This is a genomic window from Nitrososphaera sp., from assembly GCF_050748925.1.
Taxonomy (GTDB): domain Archaea; phylum Thermoproteota; class Nitrososphaeria; order Nitrososphaerales; family Nitrososphaeraceae; genus Nitrososphaera.
The window spans coordinates 1-12,363 of record NZ_JBOGQF010000051.1; the positions used below are offsets into that span (position 1 = coordinate 1).

Consider the following 12,363-nt stretch of genomic DNA (forward strand, 5'->3'; position numbering starts at 1 on the left):
TCTGCGCCGTGCACGCACCTTGGCTGCACGGTCATGTGGAATAATTCCGAAAAGTCGTTTGACTGCCCGTGCCACGGCTCGCGCTTTTCGTATGCCGGCAAGGTAGTCAACGGGCCGGCCAACGACGGCCTGGAGCCTGCAGGCTAGGCAGCCAGGGCCAGAAAGTGGTCATTATGACTCGTCTTCCATTCCATCTTGCACTCGTGCTTGTCAAGCGGGCATGAAAAGCGCTCGCTGCAGTACTCGCACATGTGAGAATGGTCGCTTCCAAAACTCATAGAGGCAATTGCTCCCTGTTTGCTTATCAAGATAGTGTAGCATAACTAGAGAACCTCGTTCTATTTTTTGTAGGGGCACTGCATGTTGACGCACATGTTCCACTTTTTGCCCCGGCCAAAGCCCACCCAGACGATGGGCCAGCCGCACTTGCACACCTTGCCGTAGCCCTTGATGATGCCCTTTTGCGGCAGGGGCGCGCTGGCCCTGCACCCTGACGCATAGTTGGAGCAGCCGACAAACCTCTTTTTCGTCTTTTTTGAGCGTATCATGCGCAGCCTGCCGGTCTTGCATACCGGGCACTGGCCGATGGACGCGGCGGCCTGCGTCACGGCGCCTATCTGTTTGCCAATCTCGGCCTGGCTGCCGCGAAAAGCCGCAAGCGACTCTACCAGCCTGTCGACCGCGTATTCGATGACTGCCACCGAGTCGCCACCCTGCTCTACTTTTTCAAGCTGCTCCTCCATCGACCTTGTCAGCTCGGTGGAGACGATAGCCGGCACGCGCTCCCTCATCGATTCCACCACTGCAAAGCCGAGGTCCGTGGCCTTGATGCCGCTCTTTTCGGAAGATATGTACTCGCGCTTTATCAGGGTCGCAATGATGTCGGCCCTCGTCGCCTTTGTCCCGATCTGCTCGTGTTCCATTTTTGCCAGCAGGCTCGCCTGGCTGTAGCGCCACGGCGGCTGCGTGAACTTTTCCTCCATCGCGACCTGCCTGTTTGCAAGGGTGTCGCCCTGCGCAAGCGCCGGCAATTCTGCCTGATGCAGGTCGACGTACGGCCTGTAAAAGGCCATCCAGCCGTCGTACGTTGTCCTCCTGCCTTCCGCCAGAAACGCGTGCCCGTCAACGTCGATGGCCACTTCGGTGCGCTCTGTCACGGCGGCGTCGCCAAACGTGGCAAGGAACCTCTTTGCTACCAGGTCGTACACCTTGAATTCCAGGCCCGACAGCCGCGCAGCGACGCCGGTCGGGTATATCGCCGGGTGTGCGGGGTCGGTCATCGCGCCCTCGTTTGGGACGAGGCAGTCCCTTGAGAGCAGGATGGAAGCATGATTGTAACTAGAAGCAAGCCCTGACAGGATCTTGCGGTAGTTTATCGACGCCGGCAGTTTCTGGCTCGACGTCCTCGGGTACGAAATGAGGGCCCGGAGGTACAGCTTTTCTGCAATGGTAAGGGTATAGCCGGGCGCAATTTTGAACAGCCGGTATGCTTCTCGCTGCAGGTCGCCGATGTTGAAAGGCGCCGGGGGCCTGAGCATCACCTTTCTTGTTTCTGCCCTGCTGACCCTGCCGTCCCTGCCGGTGCACGCAGCAATTATCGCCTGCGCCCCTGCAAGCGTCCCTACCTTGCCTTTTTCATAGCTTGCATGGATCACCTGCCCGCTCTTCTCGAAATCCGCGGTTATGAGCCAGTAGGGGTCCGGGACGTGCAGCCGTATCTCTGATTCCCTGTCGGCTGCAAACGCAAGCGTCGGCCCCTGCACCCTGCCTATCGACAGGTTCCTGTAGCCCTTGTTGCCGGCCTTGAACGACTGGGCAAGCGCCCTTGACAGGTTGACGCCGTACAAAAAGTCGAGCAAGTGGCGCGACCTGCCGGCCTCGGCAAGGCCGGCGCTGGTCTTTAGCAGGTTGTCAAATGACTCTGTTATCTCGTCGTCGGTGAGGGTTGAAAACTTTGCGCGCAGCGCGCCGGCGTATTTGCCGCCGCAGGCGTACTGCAGTATGCTGTGGCCTATCACCTCGCCTTCCTGGTCATAGTCGCACGCGTGGATGAACCTGCCGGCGCCCTGCGACAGCTTTGCAATCACGCCGATTATCCTGCCGGCCCTGCCGTTTTCAACGGGCGCCCATTCCAGGTCAAGCACAGGGTACACGCTCCTGTTCTTTGTAGTGTCAACGATGCCGTACAGGTGGCCCGACGCCGAGCAGACCTTGTACTGCGTGCCGGAACGGCTGACGTCAAAGACGGAGACGCCGGCTGCCCTGGTCTCCTTTGCGTCGCCGAGCGCCTGCGCAATGCGCCTGGCAGCATCCGGCTTTTCGCAGACCACCAGCGTGTACAACGCATTGCTTGGCATGCCGGCGTTATAATACATATCAGCAGTGATTCTTCTGCATCGAGGGTGTCTAAGATATTTATAGCGCGAGGCGGCAATCATGCTCACACAATGACCAGCAAAGTTTGCGTTCTTGGTGCCGGCAGCACGAAATATGGAAAATTGAATGAAAGCATCATTGAAATTGCATTAACCGCCGCCAAAGACGCTATCGACTCTGCAGGCATCACCCCAAAAGAGATCCAGGCCGGCTACATCTCTAACGTATTCGGGGTTGCCGACAAGCAGGTGCACATGGCGCCTGTCATCATGAGCAACCTCGGCATATCGCACGTCCCGGGCCTCACAATAGAGTCCGCGTGCGGTTCCGGCTCGGTCATGTTCAGGGAGGCGTACGCCAACGTCGCGGCGGGCTTTTACGACTGCGTGCTTGCGCTCGGCGTCGAAAAGGTGACCCACACGGGCACGGCCATGAGCACAACCCTGTTTTCATATTGCTCTGACTTTTTCTACGAGGGCGGGAACGGCGCCTCTTTCCCAGGATTGTTTGCGTCGATGGCAAGGGCGTACATGACCACCCACAAGGCGACGGAGGAGGACCTGGCGCACGTGGCCGTCAAGAATCACGAAAACGGCGTCCTGAACCCAAAGGCGCACGTGCGCAAACGGATCACGGTCGACGAAGTGATGAAGTCGCCGGTGGTCGCGTCGCCGCTGAAACTTTTGGACTGCTGCCCGTTCTCTGACGGCGCGTCCGCGACGATACTCTGCTCGGAAGACTTTGCCAAGAAATCCGGCAGGCCATACATGGAGATTATCGGCTCTGGCCGCGGCGCCTCGCCGGCGGCTGTGCAGGGCAGGGAAGACATCACCACAATCCCAAGCACTGTTGCAGCGGCAAAGGCGGCATACAAGATGGCCGGCATCACCGCCAAGGATATTGACTTTGCAGAGGTGCACGACTGCTTTACGATTGCCGAAGTCATAGACATCGAAGACCTCGGGTTCTTTCCCAAGGGCAAGGCCGCCCACGCGGTGAGGGACGGCGCCACGAGGCTGAACGGCGAGATCCCGGTAAACCCGTCAGGCGGGCTAAAGTCAAAGGGCCATCCAATCGGCGCGACCGGCGTCGGTCAGGTGGTAGAGGTGTTTGACCAGTTCACCGGTGGGGCGGGCGAGCGCACCGTTAAAGACGCGGAAATCGCGCTGACGCACAACTTTGGCGCGACAGGCGCGAGCGCGGCAGTCCACATCTTCAAAAAGGTGGACAGGAAGTAATGGCAATGTCGATGCACGGAGTCCGCGAAAGGTTCATCGAGGCCGCCGGCAGGAAAAAGATACTGGCGCACAGGTGCGCAAAGTGCGGCCACCTCATGCTAGAGACGGTAATGTTTTGCGAAAAGTGCTCGGCCAGCAAGTTCGAAGACGCCGAGCTTGAAGGCGCTGGCACCGTCGTCACCTATACGATCCAGGCAGTCGCGCCGCAGGGCTTTGAGGACGCCGGCTCGTACGCGTGGGTGGTGTTCAAGATAGACAATGCAAACCTGCGCGCATCTGGCTTTTTGCCCGGCGTTGCCACACCCGCAGATCTGCCTGTCGGCGCCAAAGTGCAGGTCACCGGCTTTGACCAAAAGCACGGGCTGATGCTGGCTAAAGCCTAGTCAACCACTCTGAACTCTTGTTGCACCTTTTTGTGCAGGTGCTCCGCTATGACCACGTACGGGCCTGCTTGATGCGCGATTATTGGCGGTGAGTCTTCCGTATTCATCCTCATTCGTGACTCTGCCGGATTACCTTCCATGCTTATGCATCCAAGAAGCGCTGCATTGGCTTGTGTGCTGTTAAATCGCCATACAACACTATTCGTCTCCAAATTCTTGACGATGACGGTGTCGGGAAAAACGCACCCAGCCGCTCTCTGGGTGACGGCAAAATTAATCGTCTCGCCAACCTGGTATGTATCATTTAACCCCGTGATTTTCAGCTGTATGAGTGGCGCATAGTAACCCGGGTCAGGAAACTGCAAGGACCATCCTAATGACTGCGATGTAGCAATAGCAAGTAACACCACAAAAGCAATACCGACAGCAAGGCCTGCTATCGCAGGCGCTAGCGCGCCATCCTTCATGCTGCAATAACTGCTGCAACGGGGTTGTTAACTCTATTCATATCACTAGTAAAATTCCATCAAGGACACATTTCTTATTTCAGCTCGTTTCTATAATTTTCATACATGATGTCGGCTGACGTCAACTGCGGCAAGTGCGGCTCGGTGATCTATACCATGCGCATGCTAAAGTCGGTAAAAGACGCATTGCGCGCCACCAACAACCGCTGCCCCACCTGCGGCGCCGCGCTGAACCCATCTGACTTTTCCCTCACGGCGACCAAGCGCTAACCACCTGGCTTGTAGCTTAGCTATTTTGACAGCTCTTTGTCCACTGCGCTTGACACCGGGCCTTAACCCTGAATCAGGGAACTAGGCTGCAATAGCGATGGTCGAGCGCCAGCAGCTAGTTAGCCAGATTAACAATGCCACCGCAGTAGTGTACAACCAGCTTGGCAGGATGAATACGCTGGACAAAAAGTTTGCCTCAAGTGAGGCTTATTATCTCCAGCAGATAACGGGCAACATAAAGGCGGGCAACAACACGAGGGCCAAGATTCTGGCCAACGAGCTCGCTAATGTGAAAAAGCTGAGGCGCACGACGCAGCAAAGCAGCAATGCCCTTGAGGCGCTCGTGATACGGTTCAGCACCATCACCGAGCTTGCCATGATACTGGACACAATCGACCCGACGGTCGAGATGATAAAGGGCATACAGGCCGACATTGCCAAGGCCATCCCGTCTGCAAGCATGGCGCTGTCTGAAATGTCATCGGTGACTGCCGACGTCCTGTCAAGCTCTGAAATGAGGTCTGAGGTGGGCAAGATAGCGACCCCGATGGACGCTGATGCGATGAACATCCTCAACGAGATCGAGGGCGCGCTCGAGAGCGAAGCGAAAGCCAAGCTGCCCGAGATCCCGGCAAACATGCCCGTGCACCATGAGGAAGAGCAACAACAGGAAGAAGTGCTGGTCGAAGGCTGAAAAGGTTGACCTTTTGGTCTAACTTGCCCACATAGGGGCCGCAATACTGTTAGTTAAAAATATTTTACAAAGTAGTTTTAATCATTTACACTGGTAACGAGGCGCATGTCGAGCGATCAGGATTATTCTCAAAAAGAGCCCCGCAAGGGCGGCGTTTTAGAATCGGCGTCAAGGCGCGTCCGGATGATATTTTCCGTCATGGCAAGCCCAAACAGGATAGACATCCTGCGCATACTCAACACAAAGGGCCCCCTCACGTATTCCGAACTAAAAGCATTAGCTGGCTTCAAGTCGAAAAAAGAGTCCGGCAAGTTCGCCTACCACCTGCGCAAGCTGTTGAGGCAGCTGCTGGTGGCGCTCAACAAGGCCGAGCGCCGCTACACCATCACCAACCTTGGCAAGCTGGTGCTCAGCCTCGCCCGGCAGATTGAGGAGCGTTCCATCATCGAGAGCGGCAAGATGTACGTCCGGACCAGCCGGCAGTCGATAGAGGAGTTCAACTCCCACAAAATAATCCAGTCGCTTGTAAGGGAGGCGAACCTGCCACTTGAGCAGGCGCACAAGATAACCGAGGAGGTGGAGAACAAGATCTACAAGTTCCAGACCTCCTACCTCACGTCGTCGCTGATACGCGAAACTGTTAATTCTGTTCTCATAGAGCACGGACACGAGGAGTACCGCAACAAGCTTGCGCGCCTTGGCCTCCCGCCGTCAGACATTGCCGAGATGCTTGCAAGCGCGGAGGCGTCAAGGAACGGGGCGGAAGGCATAATGAACAGGACGGCAAATGCCGTATTTTCAGAGTACCTCATCTTTAACACGCTGCCAAAGGACATCGCCGACATGCACCTTGCCGGCGAGATGCACATCTCTGCCGCTGGCGCGTGGAGCCTCCTCCCAGACACGATATTTCTTGACCTGGCAGAAGTAAGCAACCTGGACATGCAGGGCAGGTTCCCGGCAGTCGCAAGGCTGGCGTCGTTGAAAACGCCTGACGACATGCTCACCGCCCTGACGGTGCTGATACCGCTCCTGGCGTGCGAGGCGTCGACAGAAGTCGTCCTGGAAGGCGTCGCCCCCGTCCTTGCCAAGGTAAAGGACGCCGACAGCCTGTCCAAAGAGTTTGCACGCGCCCTGATATCGTCGTCGGCCGCAGGCCCGGGCCCGATGACGGCAATAGCCATCCCCGCCGACATCGACGCCCGGCAGGTTAATGCCATGCTCGACGGCTACCGGAGGTACGTCGACGCCACGCCGACGCCCCGGATTGGCCTGTCGGTCGGATACGGGAAAAAGGACGCCCTTGACTACGTCGCCGCAGCGGTAAGGGCCGGCGGCATCATTGCGATGTCAAGCGGGCCGGCGCGCGCGGCCAGCGGCATACGCAAGTCGACTGGCAAAAACTCGCCGGCGGCAATGGCGTTCCAGTCGCTTTCGATAAACCTTCCAAGGCTCGCCTACGAGTCGAACAGGGACGAGACATATTTCAGGGCAAAGCTGGCGCTGATGATAAAGCCGGCGCTTGCGGCGCTGGCAGCCAGGAAAAAGGCTGTTACTGACGGCGCGCGTCGCGGCCTGCTTCCGGCCTTTGCATCGGCGACGCAGTCGATGCAGCACGCCAGTTCCGGCATAATGGCCAACCTTACCGGCGCAAAAGAATCGGTCTATGGCATCCTGGGCCATGAAGAGGCTGGCAATGGAGCTGAAATCCTCCAAAAGGTGCTTAAAACCGCAGTAGAAGTAGCCGCCGCGGAGGGCAAAAAGCTCGGCGAAGAATCCGCAGCAATCGCCATGGTTGCAGACGACAGCGCGGCACGGTTTGCCACGCTCGACTCGGAAAAGTACGGCAAGGTGTTGCTTGTCCAGTCGCAAAACACCCCGAGCTATTCGCAGGGGATGGTCATGTCAGGCAGGGAGATGCTGTCCAATGCTGCAATGGCCAAAGAGTGCGCCGCAATAGACAAGGTGCTGAACGGAGGCTTTGCGGCAGTAGCCGACGTCACGGACCTTTCTGCGGCAGACGTGGCAGGCGTCATCGAAGCGTCAGCGGGGCTTGCGTTCATTCGCCTACAGGCAAGGCTTGCGGTCTGCGCTGCCTGCGGCAGGAAATACAAGACATCGCTTGACAGGTGCGACGGGTGCAAGTCGCCGCACAGGCTGCAGTAGCAGCTGCTTCCCCCGCCATATCTTTTTTCTGCAAAATTATGATACAGGGGCATCGGCTATTGCCTGAAAAATGCCATAAACCTTTTTTCTATTTTTTTCAACAATAACCTGTACTACGTTCCAATATCGATGCTACATTACCATAATTGCAAGGTGTCTATATTTCCTAATAAGAAAGACCGAGAATTTGACACACAAAGAGTATAAGTACGGGTGGTTCGTCGGTAAGACGGGATGGCGGGAGTTACTGACTTTTCCAACTCGAAAGAGAGCTTAATCGCTAAAATTAAGAAACGGGACGGACGCGTCGTTAGTTTTGAGCACGCCAAGATAGCGAATGCTATTTACAAGGCGCTCGTGGCAACGGGCAAGCCGGACTACCCATTGGCAGAAAGGCTGGCGGCAAGGGTGGTGCAAAAGATGGTGCAGCAGAGCGAAAAAACTGGCGCGCCGAGCGTCGAAGACGTCCAGGACATGGTGGAGTCGATACTGATAGAGGAAGGGCTGTCAGAGACCGCCAAGTCGTACATACTGTACAGGCACGAAAGGCGCAAAGTGCGGGACGAAAAGATGAAGATCCTGAACAAGAAGGACCTCGACGAGGTTGACAAGGCGTTTGACGTCAACTCGCTGAGGGTGCTGGCTGCGCGCTATTTGCTGAGGGACGACAACAACGAGATAATTGAGGGCCCCAAGCAGATGTTTGAGCGCGTCGCGACGCTGGTCGCGCTTGCAGACGTCATCCACGACCCGCAGGTGTTCAACCTGGCAGGCGGTCAGGCCCAAGATATTGAAGAAGCAAGGAAATACTTTGCAAAAATTGCAGACTTTGACAGCAAGTTCAAGATAGGCGAATACTGGCTTAACCGGTACCACTTTGAGGCGCTCATCCGCGCCTACATCCACGCGGCAGAGACCGGCCAGATGAAGGTGTCGTTCAAGGAGCTGCTAAAGATGATAGCAGAGGGCAAGATGGCCGCGCACGGCGACAGGATAAGGGAATACAACAACCTGATGATCTCTCGGGATTTCCTGCCGAACACGCCGACGCTCATGAACGCAGGCGCAAGGCTCGGCCAGCTGTCCGCGTGCTTTGTCCTCGACATGCCGGACGACATGGAGCAGATCATGAAGTCGTCGACGGACGCGGCAATGATATTCAAGTCCGGTGGCGGGGTCGGCATCAACTATTCCGACCTGAGGCCAGAAGGCGACTTTGTGGCGTCGACTTCCGGCGTCGCGTCGGGGCCAGTGTCCTTCATGAACATCATTGACACCATCACTAACGTGGTCAAGCAGGGAGGCAAGAGGCGCGGGGCGAACATGGGCATCCTTGAAGCCTGGCATCCTGACGTGGAAAAGTTTGTCACGGCAAAGACCAAGCCCGGTGTGTTCGAGAACTTTAACGTCTCTGTAGGCATCTGGGAAGATTTCTGGAAGGCGTTGGTCAAGGAAGGCAACCACAAGTACACGCTGCGCAGCCCGCGCACCCACGAGCCGGTGAGGCAGATCGACGCGCAGCAGCTGATCGACCTCATCGCGCTGAGCGCGTGGAAGAGCGCAGAGCCGGGTATCATATTCTTTGACAACATCAACAAGTACAACCCGTGCATAGACGCCAAGGGCGGGCCGCTGCGCGCGACTAATCCGTGTGGCGAGCAGTCTCTCTACCCGTACGAGTCGTGCAACCTCGGCTCCATCAATCTGGCCAACTTTGTAAAGCGCAAGGCAGACGGCATGTTCGAGTTTGACTGGCAGCGCTACGAGCAGGCAGTCAGGCTGTCGACGCGCTTCCTCGACAACATCATCGACATGAACAAGTATCCTGTGCAAGAGATCGAGACCAACACGCGGGCGACAAGGAGGATTGGCCTTGGCATCATGGGCATAGCCGACCTGCTGTTCATGCTCCACGTCCCGTACAACTCCCAGGACGGCTACGAGTTCATGAACAAGCTCGCGGAGGCAGTGTCGTACCTGAGCATGGACGAGAGCGTTGCGCTTGCCAAGTCAAGGGGGCCGTTTTCCATGTTCAAGGACACCGACTATGTCAAGGGCAAGATACCGGTTGCGGGCTATTACGAGCTGCCAAAAGAGACGCACACTTACGACTGGGCGACGCTCATTGAAAAGATAAAGAAGAGCGGCATCCGCAACTCGTGGACCTCGACCATCGCGCCCACGGGGACGCTGTCAATGATCGCCGACACGGCAAACGGCGTCGAGCCGGTGTTTGCCCTCGTGTTTGAAAAGCGCGTCACGGTAGGCCGCTTCTTTTACACGGACAAGGTGTTCGAGACCGCGCTGAAGGAGGCCGGCCTCTACTCTGACGAGATATTGACAAAGGTCGCCAACAACTATGGCTCTGTCCGCGGCCTTGCCGAAATCCCAGAGTGGATGCAAAAGACGTTCGTCACCGCGATCGACATCCACTGGATGGACCACATCATGGCGCAGGGCGTGTGGCAGAAGTGGATCAGCAACGCGATTGCCAAGACCATCAACATGCCCGGCGACGTGACCGCGGAAGACGTGAAATGCTCGTACCTGCTGTCGCACGAGCTGGGCCTGAAAGGCGTCACGGTATACCGCGACGGCTCGCGCCACGAGCAGGTGCTGCACATCACCGGCAAGAACACGGGCGAGAAAGCCTTTACAGTCAAGCCGAGCAGGTACGTCGCCGACTATATCCAGAGCAGCATCGCAGAGCCGTACGTCGCGGACCAGATGGCCAAGATCCTGAAAGAGTCCGGCGTCGAGGACGGCAAGATGCCCCAGGTCCAGGTGGCAGCGCCGGCAGAAGTGCCGAAAAAGATGACGCAGCCGGCCGCGATGCAGGTCATGCCCTCAAACGAGGACGAGGTCTGCCCGTCGTGCAAGTCGCGCCTCATTATAACCGAAGGGTGCAACATCTGCATCGAATGCGGCTTTAGCAGCTGCGGGTCGGGGTAGACTCCCCTTCTCTTTTGTTTTTCACAGTCTGCAATTAGATAGTTTGCCGGTGGAATGCCATTTCGCTCTTGAGATTCTTTAGGATGGAAGCTAGTATGGCATTTGACGAAGCCCTAAAGAATTTGCCCAACACGTCTTCCAGAAGCGTCGGCTCTGATATTATCGACCTTTCGTCCAGCTTGTAAACTGATTTCAGAGTCTTTAACACGAGCGCCGAAGTGGTCGTGCCGAGGACCCTGTCAAATGCGGCAATCAATATGCTCTGCAATTTGTCGCCTTCCCATTCGGAATATTCTGCATTATCATGGATGGTATACTGGTGCGCATTCAGAATCGTAATTAGAGTGCCTGCTGACATGTCTGAAAGCGAGTCTGCATTGTAGCAGCATATGGCCTCCAATGGAACTTCGAACTTTTTGCCAATGTGCGTCTCGTATTCTGCCGAGCTCTTGTGCCGGCCGCGTTTGATAAAAGCATCCACGCTGCCTATCGCTATAACGCCCTTGACTTTTGTGTTGTTCATTATGTTTGACACGACACTTAGCCAGGACTCGATCGTCCGGGATGCATCGAGGTCATCGCCGTTAGAGACGTAGACCGATTCTCCAGATATTACCCTCAGCGTGCCGTTTCTGATATGTTGTTCAACTTGGAGACCAGCTTTGGCCATCTTATTAATAACCCACTCTGGATCCTGTTCGGCTGCGTAAATTACTCCATACCCCTCTGCGAGATACCTGCCAATTGTCTCGTAAAGACGCCCATAATCTGAGGAGCGTTCGAGGAGGCATATGGAGTGCGTTTGACGTAACATGATAATTGAGAGTCGACGCGCCTTAATCGCTTATAAACGTTCGAGGCATCTTTTTCGCTAATTCCGCTACTCTAGGATTGCGTTGTTTTCTGCGAATGAATAGCATATTATTCCGTTACGCGAGGAAAAGCCTGCAGCTTGCCTGGCTGGAAAGCCAGATCTGTTCTGATGCATTGGACTAGAAACCGACGGTGAAAATTTTAAACGTCTCATTAGACCGGATTCTTTTTCCGTGATGCTTAAATAGCATACATCAAGATAAAGGCGTGCCGTGTCAGGCAATAACATTGAAAACCCAGCGGACGTTCTAAACGTCATCGAATCCTCTCTTGATTTAACCGGAAAAGGTTCAAAGCAGATTATCCTCGATTACCTGAAGGTGCGATACGGGATGAATGCTGATCTGATTGTGCAGTACAGGGATGAATTCGAAAATTACCTTCGCGAAACTATCGGCGACAGTGCAGAAGTCATAATCTCCAAGATCAACGACGGCCTGTGCAAAAGCAGTTCTGACAAGCAGCAAGCCAGGCGAACGCCGGAGGTAGCCAATTTCTTGATCTGCGATAGCTGCTTCTGGTGTGCATCAGTTCTGAAAGAGAATTATGAATCGAAATGTCAAGCATGTGGTCGCCAGATAACTTCGGCGATACCGGTTATGCATGACGAACAATTCGCTGTCGATGTCGACAAAAAGCGCGGCATTACAGTGTCGTTCCGGTCAATCCGATGAATTATCGGTTTACTCGGCCAGTTGCAAAAATGCGATTCCTTCGTTAGGATTAAGGAGTATGGCCTGATACCTAGAGTTGTGCTGCGTACCGCGCAGCTTTCTGATCATTGCCCTTCTCTTTGCTTCGAGGCCCTCAATATATGATTCAAAGACTATCAGGCCATCTGCAACGAATTCCTCAATCCCCAAACCAATCTCTGTGCTGCCTGTGCTTTGCTCCAGTATGGCGACGACCGTGCATCCTTGATCTTTTATTATCCTGTTCAGGAC

The 12,363-nt window shown here is 55.6% G+C and carries 13 protein-coding genes; 8 read left to right on the top strand and 5 right to left on the bottom strand.

The features are described 5' to 3' along the window. On the top strand, window positions 1-147 hold a 147-nt coding region (locus tag ACREAY_RS05825; RefSeq protein ID WP_431754834.1), incomplete at its 5' end, for a Rieske 2Fe-2S domain-containing protein. On the opposite strand, the gene ACREAY_RS05830 is transcribed toward ACREAY_RS05825, so the two are convergent. Then, window positions 144-278, bottom strand: a complete 135-nt coding sequence (locus tag ACREAY_RS05830) for a hypothetical protein (protein WP_431754822.1) — start codon at window positions 276-278, stop codon at window positions 144-146. The two genes, ACREAY_RS05825 and ACREAY_RS05830, sit on opposite strands and share 4 nt — an antisense overlap. Window positions 279-338: 60 nt before the next feature. Beyond that, a complete protein-coding gene (gene topA, locus ACREAY_RS05835) occupies window positions 339-2,357 on the bottom strand; it encodes a DNA topoisomerase I (protein WP_431754823.1) in 2,019 nt (672 codons plus the stop codon). Window positions 2,358-2,447: 90 nt separating this feature from the next. On the opposite strand from topA, the gene ACREAY_RS05840 reads away from it, so the two are divergent. Together ACREAY_RS05840 and ACREAY_RS05845 are read left to right on the top strand one after the other, a co-directional pair. Beyond that, on the top strand, window positions 2,448-3,614 hold the full coding sequence (locus ACREAY_RS05840; RefSeq protein ID WP_431754824.1) for a thiolase domain-containing protein: 1,167 nt from the start codon (window positions 2,448-2,450) through the stop codon (window positions 3,612-3,614). Continuing rightward, window positions 3,614-3,997: a Zn-ribbon domain-containing OB-fold protein gene (locus ACREAY_RS05845; RefSeq protein ID WP_431754825.1), complete on the top strand. Its 384-nt coding sequence runs from the start codon at window positions 3,614-3,616 to the stop codon at window positions 3,995-3,997. The genes ACREAY_RS05840 and ACREAY_RS05845 overlap by 1 nt, the downstream gene beginning before the upstream one ends. Here the strand turns inward: ACREAY_RS05845 and ACREAY_RS05850 are convergent. Next, window positions 3,994-4,464 carry a hypothetical protein gene (locus tag ACREAY_RS05850; RefSeq protein ID WP_431754826.1) on the bottom strand — a complete coding sequence of 157 codons (471 nt, stop codon included), beginning with the start codon at window positions 4,462-4,464 and terminating at the stop codon, window positions 3,994-3,996. The genes ACREAY_RS05845 and ACREAY_RS05850 overlap by 4 nt on opposite strands. 105 nt (window positions 4,465-4,569) lie before the next feature. Between ACREAY_RS05850 and ACREAY_RS05855 the strand changes: the two genes are divergently transcribed. The 4 genes from ACREAY_RS05855 to ACREAY_RS05870 all read left to right on the top strand — a co-directional run bounded on the left by ACREAY_RS05855 (window position 4,570) and on the right by ACREAY_RS05870 (window position 10,546). Then, window positions 4,570-4,734: a hypothetical protein gene (locus tag ACREAY_RS05855; protein WP_431754827.1), complete on the top strand. Its 165-nt coding sequence runs from the start codon at window positions 4,570-4,572 to the stop codon at window positions 4,732-4,734. Between the two features lie 97 nt (window positions 4,735-4,831). Then, on the top strand, window positions 4,832-5,428 hold the full coding sequence (locus ACREAY_RS05860) for a hypothetical protein (RefSeq protein WP_431754828.1): 597 nt from the start codon (window positions 4,832-4,834) through the stop codon (window positions 5,426-5,428). A gap of 105 nt (window positions 5,429-5,533) precedes the next feature. Next, complete coding sequence (nrdD, locus tag ACREAY_RS05865) at window positions 5,534-7,594, top strand: anaerobic ribonucleoside-triphosphate reductase (protein ID WP_431754829.1); 2,061 nt, start codon at window positions 5,534-5,536, stop codon at window positions 7,592-7,594. Window positions 7,595-7,828: 234 nt separating this feature from the next. Continuing rightward, a complete protein-coding gene (locus ACREAY_RS05870; protein ID WP_431754830.1) occupies window positions 7,829-10,546 on the top strand; it encodes an adenosylcobalamin-dependent ribonucleoside-diphosphate reductase in 2,718 nt (905 codons plus the stop codon). 34 nt (window positions 10,547-10,580) lie between these two features. Here ACREAY_RS05870 and ACREAY_RS05875 read toward each other — a convergent pair whose 3' ends face one another. Then, window positions 10,581-11,360 (bottom strand): MEDS domain-containing protein, encoded by a 780-nt coding sequence (locus ACREAY_RS05875; RefSeq protein WP_431754831.1) that lies wholly within the window; start codon window positions 11,358-11,360, stop codon window positions 10,581-10,583. A 271-nt stretch (window positions 11,361-11,631) separates the two neighbouring features. Here ACREAY_RS05875 and ACREAY_RS05880 point away from each other — a divergent pair, with 271 nt between their 5' ends. Then, window positions 11,632-12,093 (top strand): hypothetical protein, encoded by a 462-nt coding sequence (locus tag ACREAY_RS05880; RefSeq protein ID WP_431754832.1) that lies wholly within the window; start codon window positions 11,632-11,634, stop codon window positions 12,091-12,093. A 9-nt stretch (window positions 12,094-12,102) separates the two neighbouring features. Here the strand turns inward: ACREAY_RS05880 and ACREAY_RS05885 are convergent. Next, window positions 12,103-12,363, bottom strand: a 261-nt coding sequence (locus tag ACREAY_RS05885; protein WP_431754833.1) for an ATPase domain-containing protein, incomplete at its 5' end; no start/stop codon positions are given.

Coding starts and splice junctions, on each gene's coding strand:
- ACREAY_RS05850 (WP_431754826.1), bottom strand. CDS start 4,464: ATGAAGGATGGCGCGCTAGCGCCTGCGATAGCAGGCCTTGCTGTCGGT.
- ACREAY_RS05830 (WP_431754822.1), bottom strand. CDS start 278: ATGAGTTTTGGAAGCGACCATTCTCACATGTGCGAGTACTGCAGCGAG.
- ACREAY_RS05870 (WP_431754830.1), top strand. CDS start 7,829: ATGGCGGGAGTTACTGACTTTTCCAACTCGAAAGAGAGCTTAATCGCT.
- ACREAY_RS05860 (WP_431754828.1), top strand. CDS start 4,832: ATGGTCGAGCGCCAGCAGCTAGTTAGCCAGATTAACAATGCCACCGCA.
- ACREAY_RS05840 (WP_431754824.1), top strand. CDS start 2,448: ATGACCAGCAAAGTTTGCGTTCTTGGTGCCGGCAGCACGAAATATGGA.
- topA (WP_431754823.1), bottom strand. CDS start 2,357: ATGCCAAGCAATGCGTTGTACACGCTGGTGGTCTGCGAAAAGCCGGAT.
- ACREAY_RS05855 (WP_431754827.1), top strand. CDS start 4,570: ATGATGTCGGCTGACGTCAACTGCGGCAAGTGCGGCTCGGTGATCTAT.
- nrdD (WP_431754829.1), top strand. CDS start 5,534: ATGTCGAGCGATCAGGATTATTCTCAAAAAGAGCCCCGCAAGGGCGGC.
- ACREAY_RS05875 (WP_431754831.1), bottom strand. CDS start 11,360: ATGTTACGTCAAACGCACTCCATATGCCTCCTCGAACGCTCCTCAGAT.
- ACREAY_RS05845 (WP_431754825.1), top strand. CDS start 3,614: ATGGCAATGTCGATGCACGGAGTCCGCGAAAGGTTCATCGAGGCCGCC.